14 protein-coding genes are annotated in these 17435 nt (G+C 66.9%); 4 read left to right on the forward strand and 10 right to left on the reverse strand.

Going from position 1 to position 17435, the window contains the following annotated elements; translation table 11 throughout:
• Positions 1-2: 2 nt before the first annotated feature.
• From gspF to M1K48_RS01655, 4 genes are all read right to left on the reverse strand, one after another.
• Positions 3-1235: a type II secretion system inner membrane protein GspF gene (gene gspF, locus M1K48_RS01640; RefSeq protein ID WP_249504153.1), complete on the reverse strand. Its 1233-nt coding sequence runs from the start codon at positions 1233-1235 to the stop codon at positions 3-5.
• Positions 1228-2751 (reverse strand): GspE/PulE family protein, encoded by a 1524-nt coding sequence (locus tag M1K48_RS01645; protein WP_319941210.1) that lies wholly within the window; start codon positions 2749-2751, stop codon positions 1228-1230. Before M1K48_RS01645 ends, gspF begins: the two co-directional genes overlap by 8 nt.
• Before the next feature lie 66 nt (positions 2752-2817).
• Positions 2818-4932, reverse strand: a complete 2115-nt coding sequence (gene gspD / locus M1K48_RS01650) for a type II secretion system secretin GspD (RefSeq protein WP_249504154.1) — start codon at positions 4930-4932, stop codon at positions 2818-2820.
• Positions 4929-5732: a type II secretion system protein N gene (locus tag M1K48_RS01655; RefSeq protein WP_249504155.1), complete on the reverse strand. Its 804-nt coding sequence runs from the start codon at positions 5730-5732 to the stop codon at positions 4929-4931. The genes gspD and M1K48_RS01655 overlap by 4 nt, the downstream gene beginning before the upstream one ends.
• Positions 5733-5981: 249 nt before the next feature.
• Between M1K48_RS01655 and M1K48_RS01660 the strand changes: the two genes are divergently transcribed.
• The 4 genes from M1K48_RS01660 (at position 5982) to M1K48_RS01675 (ending at position 10801) form a co-directional block, all read left to right on the forward strand.
• On the forward strand, positions 5982-7067 hold the full coding sequence (locus M1K48_RS01660; RefSeq protein ID WP_249504156.1) for a M23 family metallopeptidase: 1086 nt from the start codon (positions 5982-5984) through the stop codon (positions 7065-7067).
• A gap of 210 nt (positions 7068-7277) precedes the next feature.
• Positions 7278-8351, forward strand: coding sequence for a recombinase RecA (recA, locus tag M1K48_RS01665; RefSeq protein WP_319941187.1), 1074 nt, complete (start codon positions 7278-7280; stop codon positions 8349-8351).
• Positions 8352-8574: 223 nt separating this feature from the next.
• Positions 8575-9351 (forward strand): SIMPL domain-containing protein, encoded by a 777-nt coding sequence (locus M1K48_RS01670; protein ID WP_249504157.1) that lies wholly within the window; start codon positions 8575-8577, stop codon positions 9349-9351.
• Between the two features lie 25 nt (positions 9352-9376).
• The gene (locus tag M1K48_RS01675; protein WP_249504158.1) at positions 9377-10801 is read left to right on the forward strand and encodes an NAD-dependent succinate-semialdehyde dehydrogenase; all 1425 of its coding nucleotides are present in this window, start codon (positions 9377-9379) and stop codon (positions 10799-10801) included.
• Positions 10802-10813: 12 nt separating this feature from the next.
• Here M1K48_RS01675 and M1K48_RS01680 read toward each other — a convergent pair whose 3' ends face one another.
• The 6 genes from M1K48_RS01680 to M1K48_RS01705 all read right to left on the reverse strand — a co-directional run bounded on the left by M1K48_RS01680 (position 10814) and on the right by M1K48_RS01705 (position 17352).
• Positions 10814-12304 carry a CpaF family protein gene (locus tag M1K48_RS01680; RefSeq protein WP_249504159.1) on the reverse strand — a complete coding sequence of 497 codons (1491 nt, stop codon included), beginning with the start codon at positions 12302-12304 and terminating at the stop codon, positions 10814-10816.
• Between the two features lie 135 nt (positions 12305-12439).
• On the reverse strand, positions 12440-12700 hold the full coding sequence (locus tag M1K48_RS01685) for an ATP synthase F1 subunit epsilon (RefSeq protein ID WP_249504160.1): 261 nt from the start codon (positions 12698-12700) through the stop codon (positions 12440-12442).
• Positions 12701-12829: 129 nt separating this feature from the next.
• Positions 12830-14308, reverse strand: coding sequence for a F0F1 ATP synthase subunit beta (gene atpD, locus M1K48_RS01690; protein WP_249504161.1), 1479 nt, complete (start codon positions 14306-14308; stop codon positions 12830-12832).
• A 28-nt stretch (positions 14309-14336) separates the two neighbouring features.
• Positions 14337-15224: a F0F1 ATP synthase subunit gamma gene (locus M1K48_RS01695; RefSeq protein ID WP_249504162.1), complete on the reverse strand. Its 888-nt coding sequence runs from the start codon at positions 15222-15224 to the stop codon at positions 14337-14339.
• A 41-nt stretch (positions 15225-15265) separates the two neighbouring features.
• On the reverse strand, positions 15266-16795 hold the full coding sequence (gene atpA / locus M1K48_RS01700; RefSeq protein WP_249504163.1) for a F0F1 ATP synthase subunit alpha: 1530 nt from the start codon (positions 16793-16795) through the stop codon (positions 15266-15268).
• 2 nt (positions 16796-16797) lie between these two features.
• A complete protein-coding gene (locus M1K48_RS01705; RefSeq protein WP_249504164.1) occupies positions 16798-17352 on the reverse strand; it encodes a F0F1 ATP synthase subunit delta in 555 nt (184 codons plus the stop codon).
• Between the last annotated feature and the right edge of the window lie 83 nt (positions 17353-17435).

The raw sequence follows: 17435 nt of genomic DNA on the forward strand, positions 1-17435 counted from the left end.
GGTCAGGCTCCGACTAGGGACTGCAGCTGCAGGATGGGGAGGAGGATGGCGAGGACGATGGTAGCGACGATCACCCCGAGGACGACGATGATCATCGGTTCGAGCAGCGCCAGCACGGTGGAGGTAAAGGCGTCGAATTCGCGCTCCAGATATTCGGCGGCGCGAGCGAGCATGAGTTCCAGCCGTCCGGCGCTTTCGCCGCTGGCGGCGAGGTAGACGAGCAGGGGCGGAAAGACACCGGCCCGGCCGAGTGCACCCGACAGGCTGCCACCGCGGCGGATGGCCTCGACCAACCCTTCGGTGGCGGTGCGGAGGGCGCGGTTATGTACCGTCTCGGCGGTGAGGCGCAGTCCCTCGATCAGGGGCAGGCGGCTGCCGATCATGGTCGACAACGTGCGCGCGATGCTGGCGGCATGAAGGTCGCGGACCAGACGACCGACGAAAGGGAGGCGGAGGAGGAAACGGTCGATCACCAGCCGGGTGTCGGGCCGCTGCAGCGCGACGGACAGCAGGGCCAGGCCCCCGCCGATCAGCAGCAGCAAGGCCCACCAGTAATTTGCCATGAAGGTCGACAGGGCGATGATGATGCGGGTCAGCAAGGGCAATTGCTGGCCCACGTTGTCGAACTGCTCGACCACGCGCGGCACCACCGCGATCATCAGCGCCGCGACCACGCCGAGCGCGACCAGGGTCAGAACGGCGGGGTAGGCGAGGGCCGACAGCAGCTTAGAGCGCATCGCCGCTTGCCGTTCCAGCAGGACCGATTGGCGTTCGAGGATGTCGGGCAAGGAGCCCGAACTTTCGCCGGCCGAGACCATCGCCCGGTAGAGCGGCGGAAAACTGCGCGGTTCACGGCCAAGCGCGTCGGCGAGGCGGCGGCCTTCGACCACGGCGTCGGCGACCCGCGCGACGATACCGCGGACTTCGGGGCGGTCGCTCTGGCGGGCGATGGTGCGGAGCGACTCCTCGATCGGGGACACAGAGGTGAGGGTGGCGAGCTGGCGGGTGAATAGGGTGAGATCGCGAAAGCGCAGACGCTCGCCCCGCCGCCACGGCAAGGTGATACTGCCCTTCTTTGGAGCGGCAACTCCGCCATCCTGCGCTTCGGCGAGGCGCAGGACGTGAAGGCGCCGTTTCGCGAGCTGCCCTTGGGCTTCCTCGCGGGTCGGAGCGCTCAGCCGGCCTTGCTGTTCGCGCCCGCGCAGGTCGATCGCGGTGTAGGCGAAGCTAGGCAAGGGGCTCGTCCGCCGAGCGCGATACGCGGATCGCTTCGGCCGCGGTGGTGACGCCTTGCGCGACCAGCGCGCGGGCGGCGGCGTACAGGCTTGGCGAATGGGCAAAGGCATGGGCGGCAATCGCGCCTTCGTCTCCGTCGCTCAGGATGAGGCGGCGGATCTCGGCATCGACCACGACCGCCTCGAACAGCCCGATCCGGCCGCGATAGCCTGCGCCATTACAGGCCTTGCAGCCGACCGCGCGATAAAGGACCGTGTCAGGGGGGAAGCCGAGCAGGGCCGCTGCACCGGCCGCATCCTCCTCGGGCGCCCGGCACTGCTCGCACAGCCGCCGAACCAGCCGCTGGGCAATGACTGCGCGCAGCGAGGAGGCGAGCAGGAAAGGCTCGACCTTCATGTCGCGCAGGCGGGTGATCGCGCCAGGCGCGTCGTTGGTGTGAACAGTGGAGAGGACGAGGTGGCCGGTGAGCGAGGCCTGCACCGCGATATCGGCGGTCTCGCGGTCACGGATTTCGCCGACCATCACAACGTCCGGGTCCTGGCGGAGGATAGCGCGAAGGCCGTTGGCAAAGGTCATGCCGACCTTGGAATTGACCTGGGTCTGGCCGACCCCGTCCATCGCATATTCGACCGGGTCCTCAACGGTTAGGATGTTGCGGCTGCCGTCGTTGAGGTGGGCCAGCGCGGCGTAGAGCGTGGTGGTCTTGCCCGACCCGGTCGGCCCGGTGACGAGGATGATGCCATTGGGCTCGGCCAGCGCCTTGACCAGGATGTCGGCGGCGGTGCCCGACAGGCCAAGCTGCTCGAGCGTGAGGCCGGCTTGCTGCTTGTCGAGCACGCGCAGCACGACCCGCTCGCCGGCGCGGCTGGGAAGGGTTGAAACACGGACGTCGAGCGCGCGGCCGCCGAGCTGGACGCCGATCCGGCCATCCTGCGGGATGCGCCGCTCGGCGATGTCGAGGCGGGCCATGACCTTGATCCGGCTCACCACCACCGGGGCGACATGGGCCGGCATGCGCAGCGACTCCTTGAGCACACCGTCGCGCCGCATGCGTACGATAAGGCCGCTCTCATAGGGCTCGATGTGGATGTCGCTGACCCCGGCCCGGACGGCTTCGGCGAGGATGCCGTTGATCAGGCGTATGGCGGGCGCATCGTCGGGGGAGGCGAGCAAGTCCTCGGCGGTCGGGATGCCGCTGGCGAGCGCGTCAAGGCCATCTTCGTCGCCGATCGATTGGGCGAGACCGGCGGCGCTTCCGCCGAGTGCATAGCGGTCCTGCAGCAGCCGGTCGAAGTCGGCGGTGCTGACGGGGCGCAGGTCGAACGCCTGCCCGAGATGCCGGCGAAGCTCGATCAGGCGGCGCGGATCGGCCCCCTCGCGCATGGCGACTTCGAGGCTGCCGTCCTCGCGCGGGAGGGGAAGCAGGCCGCTTTCGCGGACGATGGCGAAGGGCAGGTCGACGAGGGCGGTGACCGGGACCGCCTGGATTTCCGACGCGCGAACGTCCTCGAGCAATGGATCTTCGAGCGCCGGGACCAAAGGCGTGTCGATCACCAGTTCCTTGGCTTCGTCCGCCACGGCTCAGCCCCTGACGGGCGCGAGCGGCGGCGGGGGCGGCGCGGGGCCGTAGCGGACGTCACCGGGGCGATCTTCCACCCCGACCGGCGGAACGGTGCCGAGATAGTCGCGGACCAGAGTGTCGATCGACGGCTCCTCGAGCGGCCGGACGCGCAGCTGGTCGTTGCGGATGGTGCCGTAGCGCTGGGCAGTGATGCGGCGGGCGTCGGCGGCGCTGCGGATTATGGTCGGGCGGATGAAGACCATCAGGTTGGTCTTTGCCTTGGACCGGCTCTTGGAGCGGAACAGGTTGCCGAGCAGGGGCAGGTCGCCGAGCAGCGGGATCTTCTCGATGGTGCGGCGCTCATTTTCGTCGAGCAGACCGCCGATCGCCAGGATCTCGCCGTCGTCGACGGTCAGCACGGTCTTGAACTCGCGCTTGTTGATGATGAGGTCGGCCGAACCGGTGGCGACCGGGCCGGCGATGCTCGAAACTTCCTGGCGGAGGAACAATTTGATCGAGCCCGACGAATTGACCTGCGGCTTGACGTCGAGCTGGATACCGACGTTCTGGCGCTGGACGGTGCGGAAGGCATTGTCGAAATTGGTGCTGAGGCGCTCGCCGGTGGTGACCGGGACTTCCTGCCCGACCAGCAACTTCGCTTCCTGATTGTCGAGCGTCATGATCGACGGGGTCGACAGGATATTGCTCTGCGTGTCGGACTTCACCGCATTGAGGATCGCGCCGAACACCGCATTCTTGCCGATGTCGATCAGGCCGCCCGCGAAGCCGCCGGTCGCCTGTAGCACCGACTGGACCGCGGCGTCGGTGATGCCGTCGCCGAGCGGGCGGTCGGTGGTGGTGGTGACCGTACCATCGGTGTTGGTGGTGGTGGTCCGGCCCAGCTGATAATTGGCGATCGCGCCGCCGACGGTCAGGATGTTGGGGACCGCGTTCGAATAGTTGGTCGCGAGGAACGGGGCGTTCTGCCCGGCCAGCAGGAATTGGACGCCGAGGCGCTTGGCGGCAAGGTCGCCGATCTCGACGATGATGGCTTCGACCAGCACCTGCTCGCGGCGGGTGTCGAGCTGGCGGATGACTTCACCCAGCTGGCGCTGGACGTCCGCATTGGCGGCAATGACGATGGCGTTGGTGCCGGGATAGCGTGCGACAACCGCCGGCCCGCGTCGGGCGATGCCGTTGTTCTGATCGCCGTTGCCGGTCGTCTGGACGGGGGCGGGCGGCGGGGTTGCCGGACCGGCGCCGGTGCCTTCGCCTTCCTGGCTGCGGATGAACGACGGGGCGCTGGTGCCCTGCGTGACCGGCTGGCCGAGCAATTGCTGGAGGACGGGCAGGAGCTGCTCTGCATCGGCATGTTCGAGGAAATAGACGCGGATGTCGGCATTGCCGGACGCGCGCGTGTCGAGGTCGCGGGCGATGGCGACGAGGCGGGACACGGCGCCGGGCTCGCCGCTGAAGGCCAGCGCGTTGCTGCTGTCGACCGCGGACACGGCGACGCCGCTGTTCTGCCCGGCCAGCGCCGACAGGGAGGTGGCGATCTCACGCGCTCCGGCGTTGCGGAGATAGACGATCTGATTGGTCTGGCTCTGCCGGTCGATCGAGCCGACCAGCTGCCGGACCCGCGCGATATTGTCGGCGAAATCGACCACGATCAGGCTATTGGCATTGCGGTTGGCGGTGACGCTACCCTGCGGGCTGACCAGCGGGCGGAGGGTCTCGACGGCTTGCGCCGCCTCAATGTTGCGGAGGCGGAAGATTTCGGTGACGACCTGATTGCGCGAGGCGTTGCGGCTGCCGATCCGGGTCGGCTGGCTGGCGGCGCCCTCGACCGGCTGGATGCGGTAGCCGCCGCGAATGGGGATGGCGACGAGGCCGTTGGCGCGCAGGGTCGACAGGAACACTTCGAAATATTCGCTGCGGCTGAGCGAGGCGCGGGTGGTGACGCTGACCTTCTGGTTGACCCGGCCATCGACGACCAGGGTCAGGCCGGTGGTCTTGGCGACGTCGGACGCCAGCGCGCGAACGTCGACGTCGCGCAGATTGAGCGCATATTGCGCCGCGGCCGGGTCGGCGAGGAACAGCATCGCTCCCGCCAGGAGGGTCGTGAACGGCTTCATGGATTTCCTTCAAGCAGCAGGGCCACCGGCACGGTCGCGGCACCGCGTTCGACGGTGAGCGATAGACGGGCGCCGGGGCTCAGCTGGGATTGGAGCGCGGCAGGGTCGGTGAGCGGGCGGCCGTTCACCTGCGTGATGATGTCGCCGTCGCGAAGACCGGTCCGGGCGAGGACCGCAGGATTGCCGGTCGCGCTGACGAGGAAGCCGCTGACCCGCCCGCCAACCAGGCGCGGGGCGAGGGCGACATTGTTGCGGATCGCGGCGGGGGTAAGGGCCAGGCCCGCTCCGCCAGCCGCGGGAGTGCCGGTGGCGGCGGCCGCGACGGGTGGATCGGCGCCTTCCATCGCGAGCCGCTGCTCGGACCCCTTGCCGCCGATTGTGACGAAGTCGAACCCCACCGAAAGCAGGCGGACGCCCGGGGCGACTTCCTCACCGACCGAATAGCTGTTCTGCACGCCGTCGGCGCCGGCGATGATCGCCGACGCCGACGCGCCGCCGTAGGACATGCGCGTGCCGAACAGGGTGAAGCCGCTGGCTGCGGGGGCAGGGGCGGCGGCACCCGCAGGGGCTTGGGCGGTCGCGAAGGGATCGAAGGTCGAGAACAAGGCGAGCTGCGCGGTGGCGGGGATGGTCGGCGGGGCCGGGGGAAGCCAGCGCCCGACCGGGCCAAGCGGCGTGACGAGGATCCAGATCAGCCGCGCCGCCTGGACCGCGACCAGCGCCAGCAGGACCGCCTTCAGCCAGAAGTAGACATCGCGCGGCAGCAGTTGCCGCGCGGTCACCGCCCGCCGAATGATCATGGTTCGCCGCATTCAGGCCCGTTCAACTTCCCGCCAGAAGTCCCTGAATAAGCAAAGTTGCGAGGCAATGACAGTATCTTCGCAGGTGAGCCCCGGGCCCGCGCACGCGTTGCCGCGGAAGGATGGCTCCCCTATGCTCGGCGTCACCCTGCCATGTCCCAAAGCGCGCTCCTGACTTCGGCCCTTGCCGTGCTCGCCCTTGGCGTTGGCGCCATCGGCTATGCAGCTACGGGCCGGCAGTCCGAGAGGATGCGTCCAGCCGCAGCCTCAGCCATTCCCAAGTCGTCCGACGCGGCGCTCCCAACCGTCCGGCCGCCCGACCTGACGGTTAAAGGCCGGCCGGGGGAAACGCTGACGGACATTCTCCTTCGGTCGGGCGTGGGCGGGCTCGACGCAGCGCTTGCGAGCGAGACTGCGGGGGATCTCTCGGGGCCGGTTCAACTGTGGCTTGGCGAGCGGGTCGGATCGAACGCGCGGGCGTTGGAGCGCATGGCGGTGCGGCGCAGGCCGGGGCGGCAATCGGTGGTCGAACGGCAGGGCGACGGCTTCGTTCGGCGCGAACTCGTCGAAGCGGTAGATATGACGCCTGTCCGCCTGCGCTTGGAAGGGGGTGCAGGGCTGCCCGCCGGTCTGGTCGAGGCCGGATTGCCGCGCGAGGTCCGCGACCGGTTGCTGGACAGAGTTTCTGGCGAACGGCTGGCGGCCATCGACCTCATCATCGCCCACCAATCCGCCGCCTCCGGCTCCTATTATGGCGAGCCGCTGTATCTTGGCGCCTACGGGATGGACGGGACCTTCCGCCGGTGGGTCGGGGAGGGCCTGCGTCCACTTGGTGCCGGGGAAGCGGCGCAATCCGGACTGTTGCGGCCCCTGCCCGGGCCGGTGACCTCCAACCCCGGCCTGCGTTTTCACCCCATCCTGCGCTATCTGCGCTGGCATCGCGGCACCGACTTCGCCTCGCCGGCGGGAACGCCGGTCCAGGCGGCGCTGGAAGGCCGGGTGATGAGTGCCGGCTGGCAGGGCGGCTATGGCCAGGCGGTGCGGATCGCGCATGGCGATGGCAGCACCACGCTCTATGCCCACCTGTCGGAGATCGATGTGAGCGGCGGCCAAACGGTGCCGCGCGGCGCGGTGGTCGGCAAGGTCGGGTCGAGCGGCCTCGCCACCGGCCCGCATCTCCACTTCGAATGGCAGCGCGGCGGCGCCACGCTTCGTCCGGCGTTCGGACCGCTCACGGTCGGCGCCTCCAGCCTCGAACAGCGAGCGACGTTGCAGGCGCTGCTGTCGGCACCCTTCAGGCTACCTCCGGATCGGCGATCGCGCGCTGGAGCGTAAAGCCGTAGCGAAAAGACGGTGATTGCGCTTTCACCTCGCTACTTCGGTTGCACTCGACCGCAAGTCGGCTAGACTGGCAACGCTCGGCTAAATGGGGTAGTGCGTCTCCTTCCTGCGCACTTGTTCTGCTCTTGTTCTATGAGAACGAACAGTGTACATCATCTCCGTAACGGGGGCATCCGCCTTCATCGTGGACAAGGAAGAAAGCGCATGGCGACGCAGCTGAAGGTTGTCGGGATGAGCGGGAACACAATGACGGTGGACAGGCAGAAGGCGCTCGACGCAGCGTTGGCGCAGATTGATCGGGCGTTCGGCAAGGGTTCGGCGATGAAGCTGGGCAGCCGCGAGAAGATGGAGGTCGAGACGATCTCGACCGGCAGCCTCGGGCTCGACATCGCGCTTGGCGTCGGCGGCCTGCCGCGTGGCCGCGTGATCGAGATCTACGGTCCGGAAAGCTCGGGCAAGACGACGCTCGCGCTGCACACCATTGCCGAGGCCCAGAAGGCCGGCGGCACTGCGGCGTTCGTGGACGCCGAACATGCGCTCGACCCGGCCTATGCCAAGAAGCTGGGCGTCAACATCGACGAGCTGATCGTCAGCCAGCCCGACACCGGCGAGCAGGCGCTGGAGATCGTCGACACGCTGGTTCGCTCCAATGCGATCGACGTGCTGGTGGTGGACTCGGTGGCCGCGCTGGTGCCGCGGGCGGAGATCGAGGGCGAGATGGGCGACAGCCACGTCGGCCTTCAGGCCCGCCTGATGAGCCAGTCGTTGCGTAAGCTGACGGGATCGATCAGCCGCTCGCGCTGCATGGTGATCTTCATCAACCAGCTGCGGATGAAGATCGGCGTCATGTACGGCAATCCGGAGACGACCACCGGCGGTAACGCGCTGAAGTTCTACGCGTCGGTCCGCCTCGACATCCGCCGCACCGGGCAGATCAAGGATCGCGACGATATCGTCGGCAACACCACCCGCGTGAAGGTGGTCAAGAACAAGGTCGCGCCGCCGTTCAAGCAGGTCGAATTCGACATCATGTATGGCGAAGGCGTCAGCAAGGTCGGCGAAATCCTTGATCTCGGCGTCAAGGCCGGGATCGTCGAGAAGTCGGGCGCCTGGTTCAGCTACGACAGCATCCGTATCGGCCAGGGGCGCGAGAATTCGAAGACCTATCTCAAGGAAAATCCCGAGATCATGGCCCGGCTCGAAGTGGCGATCCGCAAGGGCAAGGACGAGATTGGCGACGCGCTGATGGTCGGTCCGGACGCCGAGGACGACGCCTGAGGCATAAGGCTGGAGCGCCTCGGCCCTGAAACGGGGCTGGAGTGCGGCGGCCAGGAAGATCGTGAAGGGCCGACATGTTCCTGCGGGAGCGTGCCGGCCCTTTTCGTATCGGCGCGGGGACCGGCATATCGCTCGTGTTCAGCCGAGCCCGGGCAAGACGGCGGAACTGCCCCCCCCCCCGCGGTTTCCGTTGCGGGGGTGGAACTAGTTGAAGGAGCCGCCGATGCGTCTGTTGTCCTCCGTTGCCCTCGCCACCTGTTTGATCGCCGCGCCCGCCGCTGCCCAGGTCGCGCCGCAGACCTCGATCGCCGAGATGGCGACCACCCCACTGGTCAAGCTGCAGATCGCCGAGAATCTGCGCACGCCGCCCGACGAGGCCAGCATCCAGGTCGGTACCCAGGCGCGCGCACCGACCGCCGTTGCGGCAAGTGCGGCCAACAAGGAGAAGACCGAGCGTCTGCTCGCCACCATCCGCCGCGCCGGCCTGCGCGAGCGGGACATCCAGACCCAGGGCATCCAGCTCCAGCCCGAATATGACTATGTGCAGGATCCCGGTGCGCGCTCGGGACGGCGGGTGTTCCGCGGCTATCTCGCCAGCAATACCATCCAGCTCAAGACACGCGACATCCCGAAGCTGACCGCCCTGCTGGACACGCTGACCGCGGCGGGCGCCGACACCGTCTATGGCCCCAATTTCTCGATCAGCGATCCGATCCTGCTGCGTCGCGAAGCGCGGGTCCGGGCGCTTGCCCGGGGCATGTCGGAAGCGATGGAATATGCCCGCAGCAGCGGTTTCACCAAGGTCACCCTGCTGTCGGTCGAGGAAGGCGCGAGCTATCGCGGGACCGATGTCGTGGTGACCGGCAGGCGCCTCGAATATGCCGCGCAGGCCGCTCCGCCCCCTCCCGCGCCGCCGGGCGCGCAGAGCGACGGCCTGGTGGCGCCGGGCCAACTCGAAACCGGCGTGGTCCTGAACCTCATCTACCGGATGGAGCGTTGAGCCGGCTTGTAACCAAGGAATGAACATGGCCGACGAGGAGCGCGCGCCGGTTGCGCAGTTGATCAACCCAGCAACCGGCGGGAAGGGGAAGTGCTACCCGCTGACCTCGCTGGACGAGGCGTTGAAGGCGACCGAGCGCGCGCATGCGGTGCAGCGGGACTGGCGCAAGGCCAGCTTTGCCGACCGCTCGGCGGTGGTCGGCAAAGTCGCCGGGCTGCTGCGTAAGCGGGCAGACGACTATGCTGCGCTGATGACCGAGGAGATGGGCAAGACCCTCACCGACGGCCGCGCCGAAATCGAGAAATGCGCGGCGCATTGCGATTGGTTCGCCGGCCATGCCGAAGGCTACCTTGCCGACCAGCCGATCGACCTCGACGGGGCAGGGGAAGCGTTCGTCGCCTTCAACCCGTTTGGCGTGGTGCTTGCGGTCATGCCTTGGAATTTCCCCTTCTGGCAGGTGATCCGCTTCGCGGCGCCGGCGCTGATGGCGGGCAACGGCGCGGTCCTCAAGCATGCCAGTAACGTCCCCGGTTGCGCGCTGGCGATCGAGCAATTGCTGCGTGACGCGGGTCTGCCGGAGGGCCTGTTCGGATCCGTGCTGCTGCCGAGCGGGGACATCGCCAAGCTCATCGAGAGCCCGCACATCGCGGCTGTCACCCTCACCGGCAGCGTCGGCGCGGGCAAGAGCGTTGCCGCGGCTGCCGGCGGCGTGCTCAAGAAATGCGTACTCGAGCTTGGCGGGTCGGACGCCTACCTGATCCTTGACGATGCCGACCCGGCCGCCGCCGCCAAGGTCGCGGCGACCGCGCGGATGGTGAACGGGGGGCAAAGCTGCATCGCGGGCAAGCGCTTCATCGTCGTCGAATCGCTCAAGCAGAAGTTCGAGGCAGCGCTGGTCGAGGCAATGCGCGGCTATGCGATGGGCGATCCGAGCGAGGAGGGCACCAAGCTAGGGCCGATGCAGAGCGTTGCCGCCCGCGACGAGGTCCATGAGCAGGTCGAGGCCAGTATCGCCAAAGGCGCGAGGCTGCTGCTCGGCGGAGAGGTGCCGGACAAGGCCGGCGCCTGGTATCCTGCGACGGTGCTCACCGATGTCGCCCCCGGCCAGCCCGCGCACGACGAGGAGATCTTTGGTCCCGTCGCGGCGATCATCACCGCCAAGGACGAGGCGGACGCCATCCGCATCGCCAACGACAGCGATTTCGGGCTGGGCTCGGGTGTCCTGACCGGCGATCCCGACCGCGGCCGCCGGATCGCGCGCGACGAACTCGACGCCGGGATGAGCTTCGTCAACGAGAACGTTCGCTCCGACCCGCGGATGCCGTTTGGCGGGGTCAAGCATTCGGGCTACGGCCGCGAGTGCGCCGACTATGGCATTCGCGAGTTCGTCAACATCAAGACGGTGCTGGTGAAGTCGCAGGCATCCACAGCCGGAGCGAAGGTGGAGTAGGAACCGCCTCTTTTAGAGGCAAGCCTCCAGATACGGCTGGTCGAACCCATACTGCTTAGCCTTGTCGAGCGTGTAGGGGCGCAGGCCCATCGAGCGATATTCGCCGATGATCTTCCCGTCGGCGCTTTCGTCGAGATATTCGAACTTGAACAGCTCCTGGGTGACGATGACCTCGCCCTCCATGCCGATCACCTCGGTAATGTTGGTGGTGCGGCGCGAACCGTCGCGGAGGCGCTTCACCTGCACGATAAGGTCGACCGAGTCCGCGATCTGGCGGCTGATCGCTTCCTTCGGGATCTTGATGTCGCCCATCATCACCATGTTCTCCATACGCGCGAGGCATTCGCGCGGGGAGTTGGAGTGGAGGGTGGCCATCGAGCCGTCGTGACCGGTGTTCATCGCCGCCAGAAGGTCGAAACACTCCTGGCCACGAATTTCGCCGAGGATGATCCGGTCGGGACGCATACGCAGGGCGTTGATGACGAGGTCGCGAATGGTGATCGCGCCCTGGCCCTCTAGGTTGGGCGGGCGGGTTTCGAGCGGTAGCCAGTGCGGCTGCTGCAGACGGAGTTCGGCCGCGTCCTCGATGGTGATGACGCGCTCGCCCGGGTCGATCATCTTCGACAGGGCATTGAGCATGGTGGTCTTGCCCGAACCGGTACCGCCCGAGATGACGATATTCATCCGCGCCGCGCCCGCGATCTTGAGGCAGGTCGCCATCTTCTCGCTCATCGAGCCAAAGCCACGCATCATGTCGAGCGTGATCGGCTTTTCCGAGAACTTACGGATCGAGATGGCGGTGCCCTTGAGGCTCAAGGGCGGGATGATGACGTTGACGCGGCTGCCGTCGGCAAGACGGGCGTCGGCGAGCGGAGTAGTCTGGTCGACGCGGCGGCCGACCTTGTTCACGATCCGCTGGGCGATCTGGAACAGATGCTCCTCGTCGCGGAACTGGATTTGCGCGAGCTGGAGCTTGCCCTTCTTTTCGATAAAGGTCTGGTCGGGACCGTTGACCATGATGTCGCTGATCGACGGATCGCTAAGCAACTCCTCGAGCGGCCCGAGACCGAGCAGCTCGTCGACCAGCACCTTCTCCAGCGCGAACTGCTCGCGCCGGTTGAGGTTGATCTTGAGCTCGTTCAGCACCTCGGAGATGATCGGGCGGAATTCCTCCGCCAGTTCGTCCTTCGTCAGGGTCGCCGCGGCTTCCGGGTCGACCCGCTCGAGCAGTCGGGGAAGGACCTGTTCCTTGATCCGGTGGACCGAGGCCTCGAACCCTTCCTGCTTGGACGAGCCGGCATCGGCGCTGGCATTCATGCGGTTGTTAAGGCGGTCCATCGCCGCGCCGAGTTCGCCCTGCGGTGCAGGGGCGGCGGAAACGGCTGGTTCCTCCAGCGGCGGGAACTGCTCGCCCCCTTCTTGCGCGCCGCCGACGCCACCCTTCATCGGACGGGCGACGCCGAAGCTTGGGCGTCCTCCGCCACGCTTGCCGAATGCGCTCATGCCCGTGCCTGTCCCGTCTTTTTAAGCTCAGTCTCACGTGGTTGATGCCACGCAAACTTTGCCAAAAAGCTAATCGGAGTTGGTCGGGGGTTTAACGATGGGGCCGGAGTGTTGCGTCCGGCGGCGCTCGCCGCATCAGGCTTCGGCGCTCTCGGCGAGGATGGTGAGGCCGGCATCGCCGACTTCGGCGAAGCCGCCGGAGACGCGGATCTTCTCGGGCGTCGCGCCGGCCGAGCGATAGACCGCCAGCTCGCCATCGCGCAGCGTGGTCATGAAAGGCGCGTGGCCGGCCATCACGCCGAACTCACCTTCGACGCCGGGGACGACGACCATGTAGACGTTGTCGCTGATGATCTGGCGCTCGGGGGTGGTGAGAGTGAAGTGAAGGTCGGCCATGGGTTTTCTACTCACTCCCCTCCCGCTGGCGGGAGGGGTCGGGGGTGGGTTTTATCCGGGGCGGCGGAAGCTCGGTCGTGCCGTCGCTCCCACCCCCAGCCCCTCCCGCAAGCGGGAGGGAAGTCTTGGTTACGCCTCCGAAGCCATCTTCTCGGCCTTGGCGACCGCTTCGTCGATCCCGCCGACCATGTAGAAGGCGCTCTCGGGGAGATGGTCGTATTCGCCGTGAACCACCGCCTTGAACGAGCGGACGGTGTCTTCGACCTGGACGAACTTGCCCGAGATGCCGGTGAACACTTCGGCGACGTGGAAGGGCTGCGACAGGAACTTCTGGATCTTGCGCGCGCGGCTGACGGTCAGCTTATCCTCTTCCGACAGCTCGTCCATGCCGAGGATAGCGATGATGTCCTGCAGGCTCTTGTACTTCTGAAGCACTTCCTGGACCGCGCGGGCGGTTTCGTAATGCTCCTGGCCGACGACCGACGGGGTCAGCACGCGGCTAACCGAATCGAGCGGATCGACCGCCGGATAGATGCCGAGCTCGGAGATGGCACGCGACAGGGTGGTGGTCGCGTCCAAGTGGGCGAACGAGGCGGCCGGCGCTGGATCGGTAAGATCGTCGGCGGGGACGTAGATCGCCTGCACCGAAGTGATCGAGCCCTTGTTGGTCGAGGTGATCCGCTCCTGCAGCTGGCCCATGTCGGTCGACAGGGTCGGCTGGTAGCCCACGGCCGACGGAATACGGCCGAGCAGCGCCGACACTTCCGAGCCGGCCTGGGTGAAGCGGAAGATGTTGTCGACGAAGAACAGCACGTCCTGACCTTCGACGTCGCGGAAATATTCGGCCTGGGTCAGGCCCGACAGGGCGACGCGGGCGCGCGCTCCCGGCGGCTCGTTCATCTGGCCGAACACGAGCGCGACCTTAGAGCCTTCGCTGATCGGGTTGCCGTCAGCGTCGCTGGCGATGACGCCGGCTTCGAGGAACTCGTGATACAGGTCGTTACCCTCGCGGGTACGCTCGCCGACGCCCGCGAACACGCTGACGCCGCCGTGGCCCTTGGCGATGTTGTTGATGAGCTCCTGGATCAGCACGGTCTTGCCGACGCCGGCCCCGCCGAACAGGCCGATCTTGCCGCCCTTGGCGTAGGGGGCGAGGAGGTCGATGACCTTGATCCCGGTGACCAGGATCGAGGCGTCGGTCGACTGGTCGACGAACAGCGGCGCATCGGCATGGATCGGGGCCGACATGTCGCTGCCGATAGGGCCGCGCTCGTCGATCGGCTCACCGATGACGTTCATGATGCGGCCAAGGGTCTTGGGGCCGACGGGAACGCGGATCTGCGAACCGGTGGCGCGGACCGACTGGCCGCGGGTGAGGCCTTCGGTGGCGTCCATGGCGATGGTGCGGACCATGTTCTCGCCGAGGTGTTGCGCGACCTCGAGGACCAGTCGGTTGCCGTTGTTGTCGGTCTCGAGCGCCGAGAGGATCGCCGGCAGCTCGCCGTCGAAGGAGACGTCGACGACCGCGCCGATCACCTGGGCCACGCGGCCGGTAAGGTTCGAAGCGGTACCCGTCGGGGTGAAGATGGTGTCGGCGGCGGTGGCCATGGCTGTCTTCCTTGCCTTGTCGTGTTCGTTAAAGCGCTTCGGCGCCGGAGATGATCTCGACCAGTTCGGTCGTGATCGCAGCCTGACGCTGGCGATTGTACTGGATGGAGAGGCGATTGATCATGTCGCCGGCATTGCGGGTGGCATTGTCCATGGCGGTCATCTGGCTGCCGTAGAAGCCGGCCTGGTTTTCCAGCATCGCGCGGTAGATCTGGATCGCGACATTGCGCGGCAGGAGTTCGGCCAGGATGGCTTCCTCGTCGGGCTCATATTCGACCGCGGCCGAAGCAGCCGGAACGCCCGCATCGTTCGCGGCGCGCGGCTTGACTGGGATGATCTGATCGACCGCCGGCTCCTGCGCCAGGACCGAGCGGAAGTTCGAGTAAGCGAGGTGTGCAACGTCGAATTCGCCCGCTTCGAACCGGCGCATGACCTCGGCGGCGACGGCCTGTGCGTCGGCATAGGTCGGGTTCTTCATTTCCGACGTGTCGTGCTGCCCGACGATCCGATCGGCGCCGAAGAAGCGGGTCAGGACCGGACGGCTCTTGCGGCCGACGATGAAGAAGCGGACGTCCTTGCCCTCGGCGACCAGTTCCTCTGCCTTGCGGCGGACCGCACGGACGATGTTGGTGTTGAACGCGCCGGCGAGGCCGCGATCGCTGGACGCGACCACGATCAGGTGGCGCTGGTCGGCGCCGGTGCCGGCGATCAGCCGCGGCGACTGCGGACCGACGGTGATCCGGCTGGCGAGGCTTGCGACCACGTCGGACAGGCGCTGCGAGTAGGGACGGCCCTGCTCTGCATTCGACTGCGCACGGCGCAGCTTGGCCGCGGCGACCATCTTCATCGCCTTGGTGATCTTCTGCGTCGACTTCACCGAGCCGATGCGGATCTTGAGGGCTTTAAGCGATGCCATCTTGGTTCCTTTTCCCCTCCCGCAAGGGGAAGGGACCTAACTCAAGCGAACTGCTTGCCGAACTCGCCCAGTGCGCTCTTCAGCGAGGCGGCGGTTTCGTCGTCCAGCGCCTTGGTGTCGCGGATCTTGGCCAGGATTTCCGGCTTGTCCGAGCGCATGTAGCTGAGCAGCGCGGCTTCATAGCGGGTGACGTCGTTGGTCGGCACGTTGTCGATGAAGCCCTGGGTACCGGCGTAGATCGCGACAACCTGCTCTTCGATCGGCATCGGCTGGAACTGACCCTGCTTCAGAAGCTCGGTCAGGCGGGCGCCGCGAGCCAGCAGCTTCTGGGTGGAGGCGTCGAGGTCCGAGCCGAACTGCGCGAAGGCAGCCATTTCGCGATACTGGGCGAGCTCCAGCTTGATCGAGCCGGCGACCTTCTTCATCGCCTTGGTCTGCGCGGCCGAGCCGACGCGGCTGACCGAGAGGCCGACGTTGATGGCCGGGCGGATGCCCTGATAGAACAGGTCGGTCTCGAGGAAGATCTGGCCGTCGGTGATCGAAATCACGTTGGTCGGAATGTAGGCCGACACGTCGCCCGCCTGGGTCTCGATGACCGGAAGGGCGGTCAGCGAACCGTTGCCGTTGGCATCGTTCATCTTGGCGGCGCGCTCGAGCAAACGAGAGTGCAGATAGAAGACGTCGCCGGGATAGGCTTCGCGGCCCGGCGGACGGCGCAGCAGCAGCGACATCTGGCGGTAGGCGACGGCCTGCTTGGAAAGATCGTCGTAAACGATCACGGCGTGCATGCCGTTGTCGCGGAAATATTCGCCCATCGCGCAGCCGGTGTAGGGCGCGAGGAACTGCAGCGGGGCCGGCTCCGAAGCGGTCGCGGCGACGACGATGGAATATTCCATCGCGCCATTCTCTTCCAGCGCACGGACGATTTGGGCGACGGTGGAGCGCTTCTGGCCGACCGCGACGTAGATGCAGTAGAGCTTCTCGTTCTCGTCGGTGCCCTGATGGGCGGCTTTCTGGTTGATAAAAGTGTCGAGCGCGACGGCGGTCTTGCCGGTCTGGCGGTCGCCAATGATCAGCTCGCGCTGGCCGCGGCCGACGGGCACAAGCGCGTCGAGCGCCTTGAGGCCGGTCTGCATCGGCTCATGCACCGACTTGCGCGGGATGATGCCCGGCGCCTTGACCTCGACGCGGCTGCGCTGGTCGGTGACGATCGGACCCTTGCCGTCGATCGGATTGCCCAGCGCGTCGACCACGCGGCCGAGCAGGCCGCGGCCGACGGGGACGTCGACGATGGTGCCGGTGCGCTTGGCGGTCGAGCCTTCCGAGATGTTCGAGTCCGACCCGAAGATCACGACGCCGACATTGTCGGCCTCGAGGTTGAGGGCCATGCCCTTAACGCCATTCTCGAATTCGACCATCTCGCCGGCCTGGACATTGTCCAGCCCGTGGATGCGGGCGATGCCGTCGCCGACCGACAGCACCTGGCCGACTTCGGAGACCTGCGCGTCAGCGTCGAAGTTCGCGATCTGGTCGCGGATGACGCGGGAGATTTCAGCGGCGCGGATATCCATGTTCAGCCTTTCATAGCCGTAGCTAGAGTATTGAGTTTGGTGCGGATCGAGGCGTCGATCATCTGGCTTCCGAGCCGGACGACGATGCCACCGAGGATCGAAGGATCGACGCGGGCGTCGATGCGGATGTCACGCCCGACGCGGGCGCCGAGCTGGGCCTTGAGCGCCGCCGCCTGATCGTCCTGCAGCGGACGGGCGGTGGTCACTTCGGCAGTGGTCTCGCCCCGATGGTCGGCGGCGAGGGTCGCGAAGATGCGGATTACCTCGGGCAGCTGGCGAAGGCGGCCGTTCTTGGCGAGGACCGCCATGAAGCGGGTGGTTAGCGGATCGAGGCCGAGTGACGGGGCGACCGCGCCAAGCGCCTTGCCGGCGGCGTCACGCGACACCAGCGGGCTCGACACCAGACCTTGCAGGTCCTTCGATTCGGCCAGAGCCGTCTTTAACCGTTCGAGGCTCTGACCGACATTGTCGATCTGGCGCTCGTCACGGGCAAGGTCGAACAGCGCTGACGCATAGCGTCCCGCTAAGCTGGCCCGAATGCCGCCGGAATTCTCCACGCGCCCAAAGCTCCGTCAAATATATGCAAAGCGGGGCGGTGTGCGACCTTGCGATCGCTCGCCCCTGCGGATTGGCCGCGCCC

The organism is Sphingomonas glaciei, from assembly GCF_023380025.1.
Taxonomy (GTDB): domain Bacteria; phylum Pseudomonadota; class Alphaproteobacteria; order Sphingomonadales; family Sphingomonadaceae; genus Sphingomicrobium; species Sphingomicrobium glaciei.